General features: G+C 55.3%; 16 protein-coding genes. 13 read left to right on the top strand and 3 right to left on the bottom strand.

Features of this window, described 5'->3' with window-relative positions; translation table 11 throughout:
* Positions 1 to 11 precede the first annotated feature (11 nt).
* From PanJK_RS17650 to PanJK_RS17610, 9 genes are all read left to right on the top strand, one after another.
* Positions 12 to 1,529, top strand: coding sequence for an ABC transporter substrate-binding protein (locus PanJK_RS17650; protein WP_265301570.1), 1,518 nt, complete (start codon positions 12 to 14; stop codon positions 1,527 to 1,529).
* A gap of 17 nt (positions 1,530 to 1,546) precedes the next feature.
* Positions 1,547 to 2,488 carry an ABC transporter permease gene (locus tag PanJK_RS17645; RefSeq protein ID WP_265301567.1) on the top strand — a complete coding sequence of 314 codons (942 nt, stop codon included), beginning with the start codon at positions 1,547 to 1,549 and terminating at the stop codon, positions 2,486 to 2,488.
* A gap of 2 nt (positions 2,489 to 2,490) precedes the next feature.
* Positions 2,491 to 3,372 carry an ABC transporter permease gene (locus PanJK_RS17640; RefSeq protein WP_265301564.1) on the top strand — a complete coding sequence of 294 codons (882 nt, stop codon included), beginning with the start codon at positions 2,491 to 2,493 and terminating at the stop codon, positions 3,370 to 3,372.
* Positions 3,373 to 3,381: 9 nt separating this feature from the next.
* On the top strand, positions 3,382 to 4,980 hold the full coding sequence (locus PanJK_RS17635; RefSeq protein ID WP_265301562.1) for a gamma-glutamyltransferase family protein: 1,599 nt from the start codon (positions 3,382 to 3,384) through the stop codon (positions 4,978 to 4,980).
* A gap of 174 nt (positions 4,981 to 5,154) precedes the next feature.
* Positions 5,155 to 5,868 carry a DUF3053 domain-containing protein gene (locus tag PanJK_RS17630; protein WP_008104654.1) on the top strand — a complete coding sequence of 238 codons (714 nt, stop codon included), beginning with the start codon at positions 5,155 to 5,157 and terminating at the stop codon, positions 5,866 to 5,868.
* 457 nt (positions 5,869 to 6,325) lie between these two features.
* Positions 6,326 to 8,260: a PTS mannitol transporter subunit IICBA gene (locus PanJK_RS17625; protein WP_008104656.1), complete on the top strand. Its 1,935-nt coding sequence runs from the start codon at positions 6,326 to 6,328 to the stop codon at positions 8,258 to 8,260.
* 94 nt (positions 8,261 to 8,354) lie between these two features.
* A complete protein-coding gene (gene mtlD, locus PanJK_RS17620) occupies positions 8,355 to 9,503 on the top strand; it encodes a mannitol-1-phosphate 5-dehydrogenase (protein ID WP_265301559.1) in 1,149 nt (382 codons plus the stop codon).
* Between the two features lie 60 nt (positions 9,504 to 9,563).
* Positions 9,564 to 10,109 (top strand): mannitol operon repressor MtlR, encoded by a 546-nt coding sequence (mtlR, locus tag PanJK_RS17615; RefSeq protein ID WP_256697970.1) that lies wholly within the window; start codon positions 9,564 to 9,566, stop codon positions 10,107 to 10,109.
* 104 nt (positions 10,110 to 10,213) lie between these two features.
* Positions 10,214 to 10,576 carry a YibL family ribosome-associated protein gene (locus tag PanJK_RS17610; RefSeq protein ID WP_008104662.1) on the top strand — a complete coding sequence of 121 codons (363 nt, stop codon included), beginning with the start codon at positions 10,214 to 10,216 and terminating at the stop codon, positions 10,574 to 10,576.
* 7 nt (positions 10,577 to 10,583) lie between these two features.
* Here the strand turns inward: PanJK_RS17610 and PanJK_RS17605 are convergent, their stop codons facing one another.
* From PanJK_RS17605 to PanJK_RS17595, 3 genes are all read right to left on the bottom strand, one after another.
* Positions 10,584 to 11,546 carry a VirK/YbjX family protein gene (locus tag PanJK_RS17605; protein ID WP_265301555.1) on the bottom strand — a complete coding sequence of 321 codons (963 nt, stop codon included), beginning with the start codon at positions 11,544 to 11,546 and terminating at the stop codon, positions 10,584 to 10,586.
* A 188-nt stretch (positions 11,547 to 11,734) separates the two neighbouring features.
* Entirely contained in the window at positions 11,735 to 12,352 is a 618-nt protein-coding gene (gene sodA, locus PanJK_RS17600; RefSeq protein WP_256697968.1) for a superoxide dismutase [Mn], read from the bottom strand.
* A 160-nt stretch (positions 12,353 to 12,512) separates the two neighbouring features.
* The gene (locus tag PanJK_RS17595) at positions 12,513 to 13,538 is read right to left on the bottom strand and encodes a LacI family DNA-binding transcriptional regulator (protein ID WP_256697967.1); all 1,026 of its coding nucleotides are present in this window, start codon (positions 13,536 to 13,538) and stop codon (positions 12,513 to 12,515) included.
* Positions 13,539 to 13,833: 295 nt separating this feature from the next.
* Here PanJK_RS17595 and PanJK_RS17590 point away from each other — a divergent pair, with 295 nt between their 5' ends.
* The 4 genes from PanJK_RS17590 to alsE are packed head-to-tail and all read left to right on the top strand — an operon-like array spanning position 13,834 to position 16,591.
* Complete coding sequence (locus PanJK_RS17590; RefSeq protein WP_008104669.1) at positions 13,834 to 14,277, top strand: PTS sugar transporter subunit IIA; 444 nt, start codon at positions 13,834 to 13,836, stop codon at positions 14,275 to 14,277.
* Between the two features lie 15 nt (positions 14,278 to 14,292).
* Positions 14,293 to 14,559: a PTS sugar transporter subunit IIB gene (locus PanJK_RS17585; protein ID WP_256697966.1), complete on the top strand. Its 267-nt coding sequence runs from the start codon at positions 14,293 to 14,295 to the stop codon at positions 14,557 to 14,559.
* A 44-nt stretch (positions 14,560 to 14,603) separates the two neighbouring features.
* Positions 14,604 to 15,863: a PTS ascorbate transporter subunit IIC gene (locus PanJK_RS17580; RefSeq protein WP_061719314.1), complete on the top strand. Its 1,260-nt coding sequence runs from the start codon at positions 14,604 to 14,606 to the stop codon at positions 15,861 to 15,863.
* A gap of 50 nt (positions 15,864 to 15,913) precedes the next feature.
* Positions 15,914 to 16,591 carry a D-allulose 6-phosphate 3-epimerase gene (gene alsE, locus PanJK_RS17575; RefSeq protein ID WP_256697965.1) on the top strand — a complete coding sequence of 226 codons (678 nt, stop codon included), beginning with the start codon at positions 15,914 to 15,916 and terminating at the stop codon, positions 16,589 to 16,591.
* Positions 16,592 to 16,641: the final 50 nt, after the last annotated feature.

Genomic DNA, 16,641 nt, shown 5'->3' with positions numbered 1-16,641 from the left:
GGAGAGACACCGTGAAGCAAGCTCGTCATACGTTATTAACCGCCCTCAGCGGTCTGTTACTGCTCGGCGCTAGCGCCCACAGCCAGGCTGACAGCGTGATTCGCATCGGCCTGGGCGCCGATCCTGACATGCTCGATCCGCATCTGGCGCGCACCTATTACGGCCGTTTTGTGTTTGCGGCCATGTGCGATCGTTTGGTCGATGTTGACCAAAACCTCAAAGTGGTACCGGGTCTCGCGACCGATTGGGCATGGAGCGAGGACGGCAAAACGCTGACCATGAATCTGCGCAGCGGCGTGACCTTCCACGATGGCGAAAAATTTGATGCGCAAGCGGTGAAATTCAATATCGAACGTGCGCAAACGCTGCCGGGTTCGCTGCGTAAAAGTGAAATCTCCTCGATTGAAAGCGTGGAAGTGAGCGGCCCGATGCAGGTGAAGTTCCACCTGAAAAACCCGGATGCGGCGCTGCTGAGCCAACTGACCGACCGCGCCGGCGCCATGCTGGCACCGGAAGCGGCGAAAAAGCCCGATTTCGCCGCTCATCCGGTCTGCTCTGGCCCGTATCAGTTCGACAGCCGTGTTCAGCAGGATCGCATCGTGCTGAAGCGCTATGACAATTACTGGAATAAAGGCGCCTATCACTTCGATAAGGTGATTTTCCTGCCGATCCCGGATGCTTCAGTGCGCCTCGCGAACCTGCGTGCGGGCGATTTGGATCTCACCGAAGGCGTGGCCGCCAGCGATGTGAAAACCGTTGAAGCCGATAGCAAACTGGCGCTGGCGAAAGTCACGGGTCTTGGTTATCAGGGCATCACCTTCAATATCAACAACGGCAAAGTCGATGCCAACAGTCCGCTGAAAGATGCGCGCGTGCGTGAAGCGTTCTCACTGGCGATTGACCGTGATGCGCTAAATCAGGTGGCGTTTGAAGGCTTGTATACGCCAGCCAATCAGGCGTTTTCACCGGTCAGCGCTTATCACGTCAACACACCGATTGCCGCGCGCGATGTGGAAAAAGCCAAGGCCTTGCTCAAGGCCGCAGGCGTCACCACGCCGCTCAATCTGACGCTGCTGGTCAGCAATAACCCGACCGCACAGCAAGTGGGCCAGGTGATTCAGGCGATGGTCGGCGAAGCCGGTTTCAACCTCAATCTGCAAATGAGTGAGTTCGCTACGCTGCTGGATCGTCAGCAACGCGGGGATTATCAGCTCAGCCTGTCGGGTTGGTCTGGTCGTCCGGATCCGGACGGCAGCATCTATTCGTTTATTAACAGCAAAGGCACGCTTAACGACGGACGCTACAGCAATGCGCAGGTCGATGAGTGGCTGAACGCCGCGCGTCTCACCAACGACCAGGCACAGCGTCAGGCGCTGTACACCCAGGTAGTGAACCAACTGCAAAGCGATATGCCGATTGCTTACCTCTACTTTGAGCCACGCATTTTTGGCATGTCGAAGAAATTGCAGGGCTTCAAAGCCTGGCCGGACGGATTGGTGCGTTTGGCTGGCGTAAGTCTGGCGCAGTAAACCGCTAAGGAGCGAGGATGCTGGAACTGATTGTAAAACGGCTACTGCTGGCGATTCCGACGCTGCTGCTGGTGAGCATTATGGTGTTCGCACTGCAAAAGCTGCTGCCAGGCGATCCGGTGCTGGCGATGGCGGGCGAAGAGCGTGATCCGGCGGTTATCGCCCAGCTGCGGGCGGAATATCATCTGGACGATCCGATTCCCACGCAATATTTCGCCTGGATTGGTAATGCGCTAACCGGCGATTTGGGCATGTCGCTGCGCACCAAAGAGCCGGTGACGGCGCTGATCGCCAGCAAATTGCCGGTGACGCTGGAGTTGTCATTGCTGGCGATGATTATCGCGCTGGTGATTGGCATCAGCATGGGCATCATCGCCGCAGTGCGCAAAGACAGTTGGGTCGATCACACCACCAACTTTGTCGCGCTTTCCGGGATTTCAGTGCCTCACTTCTGGCTCGGTATTCTGCTGATTCTGCTGTTCTCCGTGCACCTGCAATGGCTACCGGCATCGGGCTTTGTACCGATTAGCGAAGATGTGGCGCAGAACCTGAAAACGCTGCTGCTGCCAGCGCTGGTGCTCGGCACCGGACTGGCCGCCACCTTAATGCGTCACACCCGCGCTTCAATGATCGCCGTGCTAAAAGCGGATTACATTCGCACCGCACGCGCAAAAGGGCTACTGGCAAAGAAAGTGGTGTTGAAGCATGCGTTGCGTAATGCATTGATGCCGATTGTTACTCTCACCACGCTGCTGTTTGGCGAGTTACTGGGTGGCGCGGTGCTGACCGAGCAGGTCTTCACGCTGCCCGGCTTTGGCAAGATGATTGTCGATGCGGTATTCAACCGTGATTACGCCGTGGTGCAAGGCGTGGTGCTGGTGGTGGCGATTGGCTTCCTGCTGCTCAATCTGCTGGCCGATGTGCTCTATATGATCATTAACCCGAAAATGCGAGGCTGACCATGAGCGAGGTATTAACCGCTGGCGCACTGCCTGCAGTGGCAAAGCCGAATCGTCGGGTGCTGAAAAAGTTCCTGCGTAATAAAAGTGCGCTGATTGGTGCGGTAATTGTGCTGCTGTTTGTCGCCGTGGCGCTGCTGGCACCGTGGCTGGCTCCGTTTGATCCCATCAAAGCCAATTTCCTTGCGGTGCGCAAAGCGCCAACGCTGCTGCACTGGTTCGGTACCGATGAGTTGGGGCGCGATATTTTGTCGCGCCTGGTGTGGGGCGCACGCACCTCGCTGCTGGCGGGCTGCATTTCGGTGCTGATCGCCATTCTGATTGGTGTGCCGCTGGGGCTCATTGCCGGTTACTGGCAAGGCTGGTGCGACGGCATTATTTCGCGTTTTATCGAAGCGCTGCTGGCGTGCCCGTTTCTGATTCTGGCGATCGCGCTGGGCGCATTTCTTGGCCCGAGCTTGTCGAATGCGATGATTGCCATTGGCCTGTCTGCGATGCCGATTTTCGCGCGCTTGACGCGTGGCCAGGTGATTGCCATTCGCCACGAAGAGTACATCGACGGCGCGCGGGCAATTGGCTTGCCCGATCGCTGGATCATCCTGCGTTACGTGCTGCCCAATGTGCTGTCGCCGATTCTGGTACAGGCCACGCTGGCGATTGCTTCGGCGATCATCACCGAAGCCAGCCTCTCATTCCTTGGCCTCGGCCAGCAACCGCCCTCGCCTTCATGGGGCGCAATGCTGAATACCGCCAAAGGCTTTCTCGAACAGGCGCCGTGGATGTCGATTTTCCCCGGCCTGGCTATTTTTCTCACCGTGCAGGGCTTCAACCTGCTGGGCGACGGTTTGCGCGACGCGCTCGACCCACGCGATGACTCACACTAAGGAACGATCATGAGTGAACTGGATTTTAACGTCAGCTATGCCTCACACCGCGTACCGATGATGGGACGCAACGCGGTTGCCACTTCGCAGCCGCTGGCGGCGCAGGCGGGGATGCGCATGTTGCAACAGGGCGGCAATGCGGTAGATGCGGCGATTGCCAGTGCGATGGCGTTAACCGTGCTGGAGCCCAGCGGCAACGGCCTTGGCAGTGACGCCTTCGCGATTATCTGGGATGGCAAAAAACTGCACGGTTTGAATGCCTCGGGCCGCTCGCCTGCGGCGTGGAGCCCGGAACGTTTTGCCGGACGCGATGCCATGCCGGAAATTGGCTGGGAAGCGGTCACCGTGCCGGGCGCGGTTTCGGCGTGGGTTGAGCTGGCCGAACGCTTTGGCACGCTGCCGCTTACCACGCTGGCGCAACCGGCCATTGAATACGCGCGTGACGGTTTCCCGGTTTCACCGCTGATTGGTCATCTATGGCAGCGTGCCTACAACAAGCTGAAAGATCAGCCTGGTTTTGTCGAGTGCTTTGCACCTGAGGGTCGCCCGCCGCGTGCTGGTGAACTGTTCCGCAATCCGGCGCAAGCCGAAACGCTGCAAAAAATCGCCGAGACGCGCGGTGAAGCCTTCTATCGTGGCGAGCTGGCCGAAAAGATAGTGGCGTTTGCTGAGCAGCATGGCGCGGCGCTCAGCCTTGATGATCTGAAAAATCATCGCGCTGATTGGGTGGAATTGTTATCGCGCCCATTTGCGGGCGGATCGGTGCAGGAGTTGCCGCCGAACGGTCAGGGCATCGCCACCTTGATTGCGCTGGGCATTCTCGAACAGTGGGATATTGGCCGCTATGAACCGGATTCGGTGCCGTGGCTGCATCTGTCGATTGAAGCGATGAAGCTGGCGCTGGCCGATCTGGATCGCTACGTCAGCGATTACGATCACCTCGAGTTCCCGGCGGAACTGCTGCTGAGCGATGACTATTTGAAACAGCGCGCGCAGCTGATTAATCCCGATCGGGCCGGGGATTTTACCTTTGGCTCCCCGCAGCAGAGCGGCACGGTGTATCTCTCTACCGCCGATGCCAGCGGCATGATGGTTTCCTTTATACAGTCAAACTACATGGGCTTCGGTTCTGGCGTAGTGGTGCCGGGCACCGGCATCAGCCTGCAAAACCGTGGCTGCGGTTTCTCACTCGATCCGCAGCATCCCAATGTGGTGGCCGGCGGCAAGCGCCCGTTCCACACCATCATTCCGGCGTTTGCCCTCGACGGTGACGGCCAGCCGCTGATGTCGTTTGGCGTGATGGGCGGCCCGATGCAGGCACAAGGTCATTTGCAGATGGCGCTGCGCATCATGCAGCACAAGCAAAACCCGCAGGCAGCGATTGATGCCCCGCGCTGGCGCGTTGAGCAAGGACGTGCGGTGGTGGTTGAGCCGGGCATCGACCGTAACGTACTGGCAAAGCTGCGCGAAATGGGGCATCAAATTACGCTGGAAGATCCGCTGCTTGGCTATAACTTCGGCGGTGCGCAGGCGATTGTGCGCGATCCGCAAGGCTTCTACATCGCCGCCACTGAAAGCCGTAAGGATGGGCAGGCGCTGGTGTTCTGATTTAACGTGTTAAAACGGTCACCATGAATGGTGACCCTACGAATTCCGCCATTTCCTTGTCGGGTGCGCATTTATGCGCACCAGGCAAACGCCGCCCGTTGTACCCGCCAGGCCATTGCACTATCCTTTAGGACCATTCCCACCGAATCGAATTTGCCATAACAGGAGTTAATCATGGCGTCAGGAATTTCCCGCATCTGGATGCGTACCGGCATGCTGATGGTCAGTGCCTTGGTCGTGCTGCAACTTACGGCCTGTGGCGACAAAGAGGGCGATCAGCGTAAAGCGTTCAGTGACTTCCTTCAGAACACAGTGATGCGCAGTGGCGAACATCTGCCAAGCCTGAGTGAAAACCAGAAGCAGACCTTCGGTAACTACGCCAGCGATTACGCCATCCTGTATGGTTTCTCGCAGCAGACCAATCAGGCGATTGAGCAAGGTATGCGTCCGGTGGTTGATGAATTAGCAGCGATTCGTGTACCGCAGGATTACCTGACGCGCCGCGATAGCCTGCGCCAGGCCAGCGGTAATCTGAGCGTGCTGACCCAGCAGATTCAGAGCGCCAAAATGCAGGCGGACAGCAGCAAAGCCACGTTGAAGCAGCCGGATGATCTGAAGAAAGTCTACGACGCCGCGTTTACCAAAGTGGTAACGCAGCCAGCCAGCACGCTGATTCCGCTGCTGCCACAGCTGCAGGCGCTGAGCCAGGCGGCGGTGCAAACCGGCGACTATCTGCAATCGCAAGGCACACGCGTAACCTTTAACGACGGCGGCGTGCAATTCCCAACGCAGGATCAGGCAACGCAGTACAACACGCTGATGAGCAATCTCTCCAGCAATGCGCAGGCGCTGACGCAAGCGCAAAATGCGGTGCAAGGCGGGTTATAACAGCCGAACTATTTTAGTGGTCGCCATCAATGGCGACCCTACAAGCCATTCGTTTCTTTTCAGAATTACGTCACTTCCTTACAGCCCACTTTTCTGCTGCAGCGTATTGTGATCTGGCGCATTTTCGACCAAAAATAGTTTGTGACATTGATCACATTTACACAACAAAGCACCCAGATTAAAAGGTGACTTAAGTCACATTCATCATCTTGTTTTGCTTAATTTTTCGGCATCGTTGCTTTCTTACAGCCCCTTTTTGTGATCGATATCACCTTATTGCCCCCCAATCACCCCAACTGAGCGTGATCTGCATCACACTTAGGGGCTGCTCTACGCAGCGTAATAAACTAGTGCTAGAGTCCGCGTGCATACAGTAATGCCACGGCCCCCGCCGTAACGTTCAAACAAAAACAAACGCGCTCTCTTATTGCAGCGCGTCTCAATAAGGGGTGGGTTTATGTCCTCATCAGTAAAGGTCAAGGTTCAGAGCTTTGGTCGCTTTCTGAGTAATATGGTGATGCCTAACATCGGTGCGTTTATCGCATGGGGTATTATCACTGCGCTGTTCATCCCAACCGGATGGATTCCAAACGAAACGCTGGCGAAACTCGTCGGCCCAATGATCACCTACCTGCTGCCGCTGCTGATTGGTTTCACCGGTGGACGTCTGGTTGGCGGCGATCGCGGTGGCGTGGTCGGTGCGATCACCACCATGGGCGTGATCGTCGGTGCCGATATGCCGATGTTCCTCGGCTCGATGATTGCCGGTCCGCTGGGCGGCTGGGCGATCAAGTCCTTTGACCGCGCCGTTGATGGCAAGATCAAAAGCGGCTTCGAGATGCTGGTTAACAACTTCTCGGCCGGTATCATCGGTATGCTGCTGGCGCTGTTAGCGTTCCTGGCAATCGGTCCACTGGTTGAAGGCCTGTCACACATTCTCGCCGCGGGCGTGAATCTGATGGTGCAGAACAACCTGCTGCCGCTGACCTCGATCTTTGTTGAACCGGCGAAAATCCTGTTCCTCAATAACGCCATCAACCACGGTATCTTCTCTCCGCTGGGTATCCAGCAGGCGAGCGAGGCCGGCAAATCAATCTTCTTCCTGATTGAAGCCAACCCAGGTCCGGGTATGGGCGTGCTGGTTGCCTACATGATGTTTGGTCGCGGTAGCGCTAAACAATCTGCAGGCGGTGCAGCGATCATCCACTTCCTCGGTGGTATCCACGAAATTTACTTCCCATACGTGCTGATGGCGCCGCGTCTGTTGCTGGCGGTAATCCTCGGCGGTATGACTGGCGTGTTCACCCTGACGCTGCTGAACGGCGGCCTGGTTTCTCCGGCTTCTCCAGGTTCCATCCTGGCCGTGCTGGCGATGACGCCAAAAGGCGCTTACTTCGCGAACATCGCGGCCATCATCGCTGCATTTGCGGTCTCCTTCGTGGTCTCTTCAATCCTGCTGAAAACCAGCAAAGTGAAAGAAGATGACGATATCGAAGCAGCGACACAGCGTATGCAGGATATGAAAGCGCAGTCGAAAGGTCAGGCCGTTGCCGGTTCACCGGTTGCTGGCGACGCGATGAGCGTTGACCTGAACCACGTACGCAAAATCATCGTAGCCTGTGACGCCGGAATGGGTTCAAGTGCGATGGGTGCGGGCGTACTGCGTAAGAAAGTGCAGGACGCGGGTCTGAGCAATATCTCCGTCACCAACACGGCGATTAACTCGCTGCCGGGCGACGTCGATTTGGTGATTACCCACCGCGATCTGACCGAACGTGCGATGCGTCAGGCACCGCAGGCGCAGCATATTTCGCTGAACAACTTCCTCGATAGCGCGCTGTACAGCAATCTGACTGAACGTCTGGTTGCCGCTAACCGCAGTGAAGCGCGTCGCGAAACCGTGCAGACCACGCTGGCTGACAGCTACGACGAAGGCAATGCGCACCTGTTCAAACTGGGTGCAGACAACGTGTTCCTCGGCCTGAGCGCCACCCATAAAGAGCAGGCGATTCGCTTTGCGGGTGAGCAGCTGGTGAAAGGCGGCTACGTGCAGCCGGAATATGTGGAAGCGATGCTGGAACGTGAAAAGCTGACGCCAACTTACCTCGGTGAATCCATTGCAGTGCCACACGGTACCGTAGAAGCGAAAGACCGCGTGCTGAAAACCGGCGTGGTGTTCTGTCAGTATCCGGCAGGCGTGCAGTTTGGTGATGAGCCAGAAGACGTGGCGCGTTTGGTGATTGGTATCGCCGCTCGCAATAACGAGCACATTCAGGTGATTACCAGCCTGACCAACGCGCTGGATGATGACAGCGTGATTGAGAAGCTAGCCAATACCACCAGCGTGCAGGACGTGTTGGACCTGCTCTCAGGCAACACCGTCAAAGCGTAATACTACGTTTTACCTTCCCTGGGGCGGGTAAGCCCGTCCCACATTTCCGGGGCGGACTTGCCCGCCCTTTCGTCATTTGATATGGGTCAAATTTATGAAAGCGTTACATTTTGGAGCAGGTAACATTGGTCGCGGTTTTATCGGTAAGTTACTGGCGGATGCCGGCATCGAGCTGGTGTTTGCTGACGTCAATCAGGTGGTACTTGATGCCCTTAACGCCCGTCATGAGTATCCGGTTCATGTGGTTGGCGAGCAGGCAAAAGTCGAAATCGTAACAGGCGTCAGCGCCGTCAACAGCACCAGCGATGACATCGTTGCGCTGATTGCGGAGGTTGATATCGTGACCACGGCGGTTGGCCCGCAGATTCTGGAGCGCATCGCCGGTGGCGTCGCGAAAGGTCTGGCTAAACGCAGCGACAGCGGTAACGTCCGTCCACTCAACATCATCGCCTGTGAAAACATGGTGCGCGGTACCAGCCAGCTGAAACAGCACGTGCTGAAAGCGCTGCCAGAGCAGTATCACGCGTGGGTTGAAGCGCATGTTGGCTTCGTTGATTCTGCGGTCGATCGCATCGTGCCGCCATCCGAAGCCGGCACCACCGATCCGCTGGAAGTCACCGTGGAAACCTTCAGCGAGTGGATTGTTGATAAAACCCAGTTCAAAGGTGAATTGCCAAACATTGCTGGCATGGAATTGACCGACAATCTGATGGCGTTCGTTGAGCGCAAGCTGTTCACCCTCAATACCGGTCACGCCATCACCGCGTATCTCGGTCAGTTGGCCGGTCACGCTACCATTCGTGACGCGATTCTTGATGAGAAAGTGCGTGCGGTAGTGCAAAGCGCGATGCAGGAAAGCGGTGCCGTGCTGATCAAGCGTTATGGCTTTGAGGCCGATAAGCATGCTGCCTACATCCAGAAAATCCTCACCCGCTTCGAAAATCCGTACCTGAAAGATGACGTTGAGCGCGTAGGTCGTCAGCCGCTGCGTAAACTGAGCGCGGGCGACCGCCTGATCAAGCCAACGCTGGGCACCATTGAATACAACCTGCCGCACACCAATCTGGTCCAGGGCATTGCCGCCACCATGCACTATCGCAGCGAAGCCGATCCGCAGGCGCAGGAACTGGTCGCGCTGCTGGCAGAAAAAGGCCCGCAAGCCACGCTGGCGGAAATTTCTGGCCTGGATGCCAATAGCGAAGTGGTCACCTCAGTGGTGAGCGCTTACAACGCTATGGCATAATGCGCGCCCTTGAGTGGTTAACTCGGGCGCGCTTGCGTGCCCGCTGGCGGTAGCTGAACGATGCAGGCAATGATGGAAGAGAAGCAGGCTTTTGAAAACCGGGTGCTTGAGCGCCTGAACGCCGGTCGTTCGGTGAGAAGCTTCCTGATCGCCGCCGTTGAGCTGCTGACCGAAGCAGTTAACCTGCTGGTGCTGCAAGTGTTTCGCAAGGACGATTACGCGGTCAAATATGCCGTAGAGCCGCTGCTGCTGGGTAATGGTCCGCTGGGCGAACTCTCGGTTCGCCTCAAGCTGATTTACGGCCTGGGCGTGATCAACCGGCATGAGTACGAAGATTGTGAACTGCTGCTGGCGCTGCGTGAGGAGCTGAATCACGACATCAGCGATTATCGATTTACCGACGATGAGATCCTCGGCCCGTTTGGCGAATTGCACTGCGTGGCCGCCTGGCCGCCGCAGCCGGATTTCAACCGCGACGACGAGCAACTGCGCTCCATGCAGCAGCAGCGCTATCTGCAGATGGTACGTTCAACCATGGTGCTGTCGCTCACCGAGCTGATTTCACGCATTTCGCACAAGCAGGTGTTTAAAAAGCCGGCAGTGTAGGGTCGCCATTCATGGCGACCAGGCGAGCATGAATACGCGCCACGCTGCAAAACTGCGTAGATTTGTGTATCCTTTGCCTGTTTTCCTTAACGAGTTTTCCCCCAATGAAAGAACAAGAAAAAGCCGAGATTAAACTGCTGAGCGATCAGCTCGATGCGCTCAACCGCAAAGAAGCCCCGCTGCTAGCCTCTGGCGATGCCGAAAAGCTCGGTGAACTGCTGCGTGAAAAAGAGAAGCTGGAGCTGGAAATTGAGCGCCTGCGCAGCGTCCGCACTGAGAAGCTGAGCAAAGAAGCGCAACAGCTGCAGAAGCTGGGCTTTAGCCGCGAAATCACCAAGAAAGAACAGGCCAACATGGGCGCATTTAAGAAAAGCGTGCGCGGCCTGGTGGTGGTACACCCAATGACCGCGCTCGGACGTGAGATGGGACTGAAAGTGATGACCGGCTACGCCAAGCAGCCGTTCTAATCTTGACTTACGCGGCGTGTGAGACGTCGCGTAGGATGCCAGCCGCCTGATGAACTTGTTCATTCAGACTGTCCAGCAAGGCATAGCGACGGCGATACTCGGCGCGCTTCTTGCTGGCAATCTCTTCCAGATCTTTACGCTCCGCGCGTAACGGCAACGCAAACAGCTCATCAGCACGCGCCACGCCACCCAACGACAACCAAAACTCGCTGTAGCTGGCAAAAAACTTGTCGCCTTTACTGTGGCGGTAGCGCAGGCTGCGGAACACGTGTGTGGTATCGCCAACGGCAGTGATCGCCTCAACGCCACACTGTTGCGCCAGATTAAATACCGCTTCCATCAGCAAACGTTTCGGGAATACGCCGTGTGCCGCTTTCGTGGCATCGCGAATCACGTCGTTGGAAATATGTTTACGCGGTCCCTGCAATCCACCAATTAATAAGGTGCGCTTGTTCTGTTCGCGAATAATTGAGAAAGAGAGCGAAGCAATTAACTGCGTTTGATAATGCAGCTCCAGGGTAATTTCACCTTCACGGTCAAAACGTCCCGGACAGCAGTGAATCACAAACGCCTCGTCGTTTTTGCCGCTCAACGTGGCCAGCAAATTATCGCCCGGACTCTGCAACAACTGGCGCAGTGCCGTATTCTCTAACTGCTCCATCAAGGTGTAGTGATCGATGATAGCCTGCGCACGTTGCGCCACGCTGAATCCCGCACGCAGATAAGGACGATGTGGCTTGGCCGGCAGCAAACCTTGCATGGTCAACAGCTGCGGTAGCGCAGACAATTTCGTTAACTGCTGCAGATAATTAAAGGTCGTCACAGGAAAGACTAGTGACCTTAAGGCAAATTTCGCGCGAAAACTTCCGCTATTCCATAATTTATTCGGCCTGAACTTTCCGCTTATTAATGGCAAAAACAGCGGCGCTGACGAATCATTATTCGTCACAGAAGTTGTGATAGTAGACATGATTATTTAGGCCTAGCGAGACAAATTGTCGCTACTATATGCCCCAAATTATCAACGGCAGGTTAATAAGCTTTCGCCGCGCAATAATCGTACGCGTGAATATTCAGGTCGTTTAGAAAGGGTTTAAAAAAGACGAAAAAAAACCGGTGAAATCATCACCGGTTTCGTGTTGCGGCTATAGCCTGAACTTACTTCGCAGCAGCGAAACGCGCTGCAGCTTCGTCCCAGTTCACCACGTTCCAGAATGCTTTGATGTAATCAGGACGTTTGTTCTGATACTTCAGGTAGTAAGCGTGTTCCCACACGTCCAGGCCGATGATCGGAGTGCCTGAAACGCCAGCGACCGCTTCACCCATCAGTGGGCTGTCCTGGTTTGCGGTTGAAACCACAGCCAGTTTGTCGCCTTTTTTCACCAGCCACGCCCAGCCTGAACCGAAGCGAGTGGTAGCGGCTTTCTCAAACTCAGCCTGGAAAGCTTCAACGCTACCGAAATCTTTTTCGATGGCAGCTTTCAGCTCGCCCTGCAGCGAGGTGCCCAGTTTCAGACCTTTCCAGAAGAAGCTGTGGTTAGCGTGGCCGCCTGCGTTGTTACGCAGTGGACCTTTTTTGTCTGCTGGCAGCTGATCCAGTTTAGCGATCAGTTCTTCAACCGGCAGGTCAGCGAATTCGGTACCTTCCAGCGCAGCGTTAGCGTTGTTAACGTAGGCCTGGTGGTGTTTAGAGTGATGGATTTCCATCGTCTGCTTGTCGAAGTGCGGTTCCAGTGCGTCGTACGCATACGGCAGGGATGGCAGTGAATAACTCATGTTCTTCCTCTCCATTTTAGTGTTTTGCAGCACCACCTCACTGGGCGTGCCGCGTAAGCAGTCGGATCATTATAGTTAAAAACATGATCCGTAAAAGGGTTATCAATGCCTTAGAATTGATAAGGATTTGATGAATCTGGGAAAAGGTGCGCACGCACGGCTACACCTTGTGGCTGCTGGCGCGCAGTTTAAGCTGCACCGGCAGCTCATTGATGGCTGGCGGTTCATCGCCTTTGAGCGCCGCCAGCAGACGTTTACCCGCCGTGCGCCCCATCTCTTCATACGGCAGCACAATGCTGGTCAGCGGCGGCGAACACACTGCCGCTAACGGGCCGCCGCCGATGCTGGCAATCGCTAACTGGCTGGGAATGGCAATCCCCGCCGCATGACACGCCATGATGGCACCGCAAGCCACTTCATCGCTGGTGCAAATCAGCACATCCAGCTCTGGCCAGGTGAGGCGAATCTCTGCCAGCAAGCTGTGCCCGGCGGCAAAGGTTGGCATTTTCGGCGATGTCACCACGCGATGCGGCGCCTGATTCATCGCCAGCATGCCGCTGTGCCAGCCATTCAACAGCTGGCGGAAGATGGTGTTATTACTCTGCGTGCACAACAAACCGAGATTACGATAACCGCGCTCGACCAGGCTTTGCACCAGTTGGCGAATCGCTTTGGCGTAATCGACACCAATGCTGATCCCCGCCGAATTCGGATGCACACCGCCAATATCCATCACCGGCAACCCGGAATTGCTCAGCAGGCGATGCGCTTCGGCGGCGTTATCGAAATTGAAATGCACCATCGCCGCCGGATTATAGGAGAGCAGCATTTCGATCAGCTCGCTCTCTTCCGCAGCCGAATGATTGGCTTCCGCCAGCATCATGTTATAACCCTGCGGCCGCAGCACTTCCTGCAGCGCTTCCGACACAATCGCACTGCCCGGCGTGGCAAACGACGGTACCACCATGGTGATCAAGCGTGATGTCGCCGATGCCAGATTACTCGCCTGCACGTTCGGGACATAGGAGAGCTCAATCACCGCCGCATCGATTTTGGCGCGAATTTCAGGCGACACTTTTTCCGGCATGCGCAACGCACGCGATGCTGTCATGGTGCTTACACCCACCAAACGGGCAACATCGGCTAAAGTACTTTTGCCGGTACCGCGCCGCTTTTTTTCTGTCATGCGATCTCCTGCATTACTCGCTACTTTTTTGCCAGGACGCAGCTTAAAACCAAATCTGTTAACGCGCCATGTGAAAAACCACAGTTTCGGGCATCCCTCACCCCGCGATCTTTTCAGAATGATTGAGCATGTCAGGTGCTTGCAACGAAGACAAACGCGCAGCAAGGAAATGTTAGCGATAACACGTTTTTTAACAATAACGGTGTTAGCGCTAACTTTTGCGACAATCATCACAGAAAACCGCTGAGAAAATAACCTACATTGCACCCCATCGACGAATAAACAGGAATTACTGATGCTCACTCAATGGCTAACACCGCAACATATTCGTGTCGTAGAGCAGGTTAGCGACTGGCAGGAAGCGGTGCGTTTATCCGCCGAACCGCTGCTGGCCGCCGGTGCCATCAGCCCGGCTTATCTCGATGCCATTTTCACCTCGCATGCCGAGCTCGGCCCGTATTACGTGCTGGCGCCGGGTCTGGCGATGCCACATGCCCGCCCGGAACAAGGCGCGCGCAAAAACGGCCTGTCGCTGCTGCATGTGAAGAATGGCGTGAGCTTTCAGGCCGATGAAAACGATCCGGTTTATGTGGTCATCATGCTATGTGCGGTGTCTGGCGACGATCATATTCAGATGATCACCGCATTAGCCGACGTGTTCAGCGACGAATCCCGCCTGCAGCAGTTGCTGTCGGCTTCTACCCTGTCAGCGATTGAAGCTGTCATTGAAAATAAATAACCAGAGAACCCTATTATGAAAAAAGTGCTGATTGTGTGCGGAAATGGTTTAGGCAGTAGCTTCATTGTTGAAATGAACGTGAAGAAGATTGTGGCGGATTTGGGTAAAGAAGCCGAAGTGGGCCACACCGATTTAACCTCAGCGAAATCTGAACAGGCTGATTTAATTATTGCCGCGAAAGATATTGCCGATCAATTAGCCGGACACAGCGCGAAAGTCGTTGGCCTGACTAACCTGCTGGATAATGCAAAAATCAAAGAAATTATCGCTGAAAATATTTAATAACCTTGTAAGGCAAGTACACGCTACTTAATACGGAGTAGGTTATGCTGCAATTTATTATAAAGGATGTTCTTGGAACACCCGCAATACTTGTCGGCCTTTTTTCCCTGTTTGGTTTATTACTGCAAAAGAAACCGGTTTCTGATGTTATTTCCGGTACGCTTAAAACCATCATGGGTTTTGTTATTCTCATCGCCGGGGCCAATTTAATTGCGGCCACATTAACCATCTTCAGCCAGCTGTTTGAGCACTCGTTTAATATTCAGGGCGTGGTACCCAACACCGATGCAATGGCGGCGCTGGCGCAGAAGAGCTACGGCACCGAAACCGCCATGATCATGGTGTTCGGTATGCTGGTGAACATCTTGCTGGCACGCATTACACCGCTGAAATACATCTTCCTGACCGGTCACCACACGCTATATATGTCGGCGATGCTGGCGGTGATTCTATCGGTAGGCGGCATACACGGCTTCTGGCTGGTGCTGATTGGTTCGCTGATTCTCGGCACCATGATGGTGGTTTGCCCGGCGATTCTGCAGCCGTTCACCCGCAAAATCACCAACTCGGACGATCTGGCGCTCGGCCACTTTGGCTCAACCGGTTATCTGCTCTCCGCGTTGGTCGGCAAAGTGGTCGGTAAAGGCAGCCCGTCGATTGAAGAGCTCAAAGTGCCGAAAACCCTCAACTTCCTGCGCGACTCATCGGTAGCGATTTCGCTGACCATGATGATTCTGTTTATCGCGTTGGTTCTGGTTGCGGGCAAAGCGTTCACCGAAAGCATCAGTGGCGGCCAGAACTACATTGTGTTCGCCATCATTCAGTCGATTACCTTTGCTGCTGGCGTCTACATCATCCTCGCCGGTGTGCGTATGGTGATTGCGGAGATCGTGCCGGCCTTTAAAGGTATCGCCGATAAGCTGGTACCCAACGCCAAACCGGCGCTGGATTGCCCAACCGTATTCCCGTTCGCACCAAACGCGGTGATCATCGGCTTCCTGTCGAGCTTCTCCGCCGGTTTGATCAGCATGTTCCTGTGCCCGCTGTTTGGTTTGAGCGTCATCGTTCCGGGTTTGGTGCCGCACTTCTTCTGCGGTGCAACTGCGGGCGTCTACGGCAATATCACCGGCGGACGTCGTGGCGCAGTGATTGGCGCCTTTGTGCAAGGCCTGCTGATCTCCTTCCTGCCAGCGATTCTGCTGCCGCTGATGGGCGACCTCGGCTTTGCTTCCACCACCTTCGGCGATGCTGACTTCGGCATTGTCGGTATCGTGCTCGGCCACATTATTTCGTTCTTCCATTGATGTCATCAACAGCGCCTGCGGGCGCTGTTTTTGTAATGAGGAAATAAGTTATGCAAGCCAAATTTTCCCCCTCCTTAATGTGCATGGATCTCACGCGCTTCCGCGAGCAGGTCGAAGCGATGAATAGCACCGCCGCCTTTTATCATGTCGATATTATGGATGGCAGCTACGTGAAGAATATTACGCTGTCGCCATTCTTTATTGAGAACCTGCGTAAAATTACCGATGTGCCGATTGACGTGCATTTAATGGTGAATCATCCGGAAGACATTATTCCGATGTGCATTGAGGCGGGCGCCGATATTATTAGCTTCCACCCGGAAACCGCCAACAATAAAATCTTCCGCTTGCTGACGCAGATTAAAGACGCGGGCCGTCGCTGCGGCGTGGTGTTAAATCCGGCTACACCGGCAGAAAGTATTCGTGAATATGCGCATCTGCTGGATAAAGTGACGGTGATGTCGGTGGATCCGGGCTTCGCCGGCCAGACGTTTATTCCGGAAACGTTGAATAAGATTCGCCAGCTGATCGCCATGCGCGAAGAGCACGGTTATCACTATCTGACCGAAATTGATGGTTCGTGCAATGCGCGCACCTTTAAACAAATCGCCGCTTCCGGCGTCGATGTGTTTATCGTTGGCACCTCAGGATTGTTTAATCTGGATGACGATGTGGCGCAGGCGTGGCAGAAGATGGAGAGCATTTTCGCCGAGGAAACCGCAGCGTAATACCCTGTAGGGTCGCCATTCATGGCGACCTCATTCATTACCGCACCCTA

This window comes from Pantoea sp. JK, from assembly GCF_026130245.1.
Classification (GTDB): domain Bacteria; phylum Pseudomonadota; class Gammaproteobacteria; order Enterobacterales; family Enterobacteriaceae; genus Pantoea; species Pantoea trifolii.
This window is presented reverse-complemented; position numbering and strand designations above follow the sequence as displayed.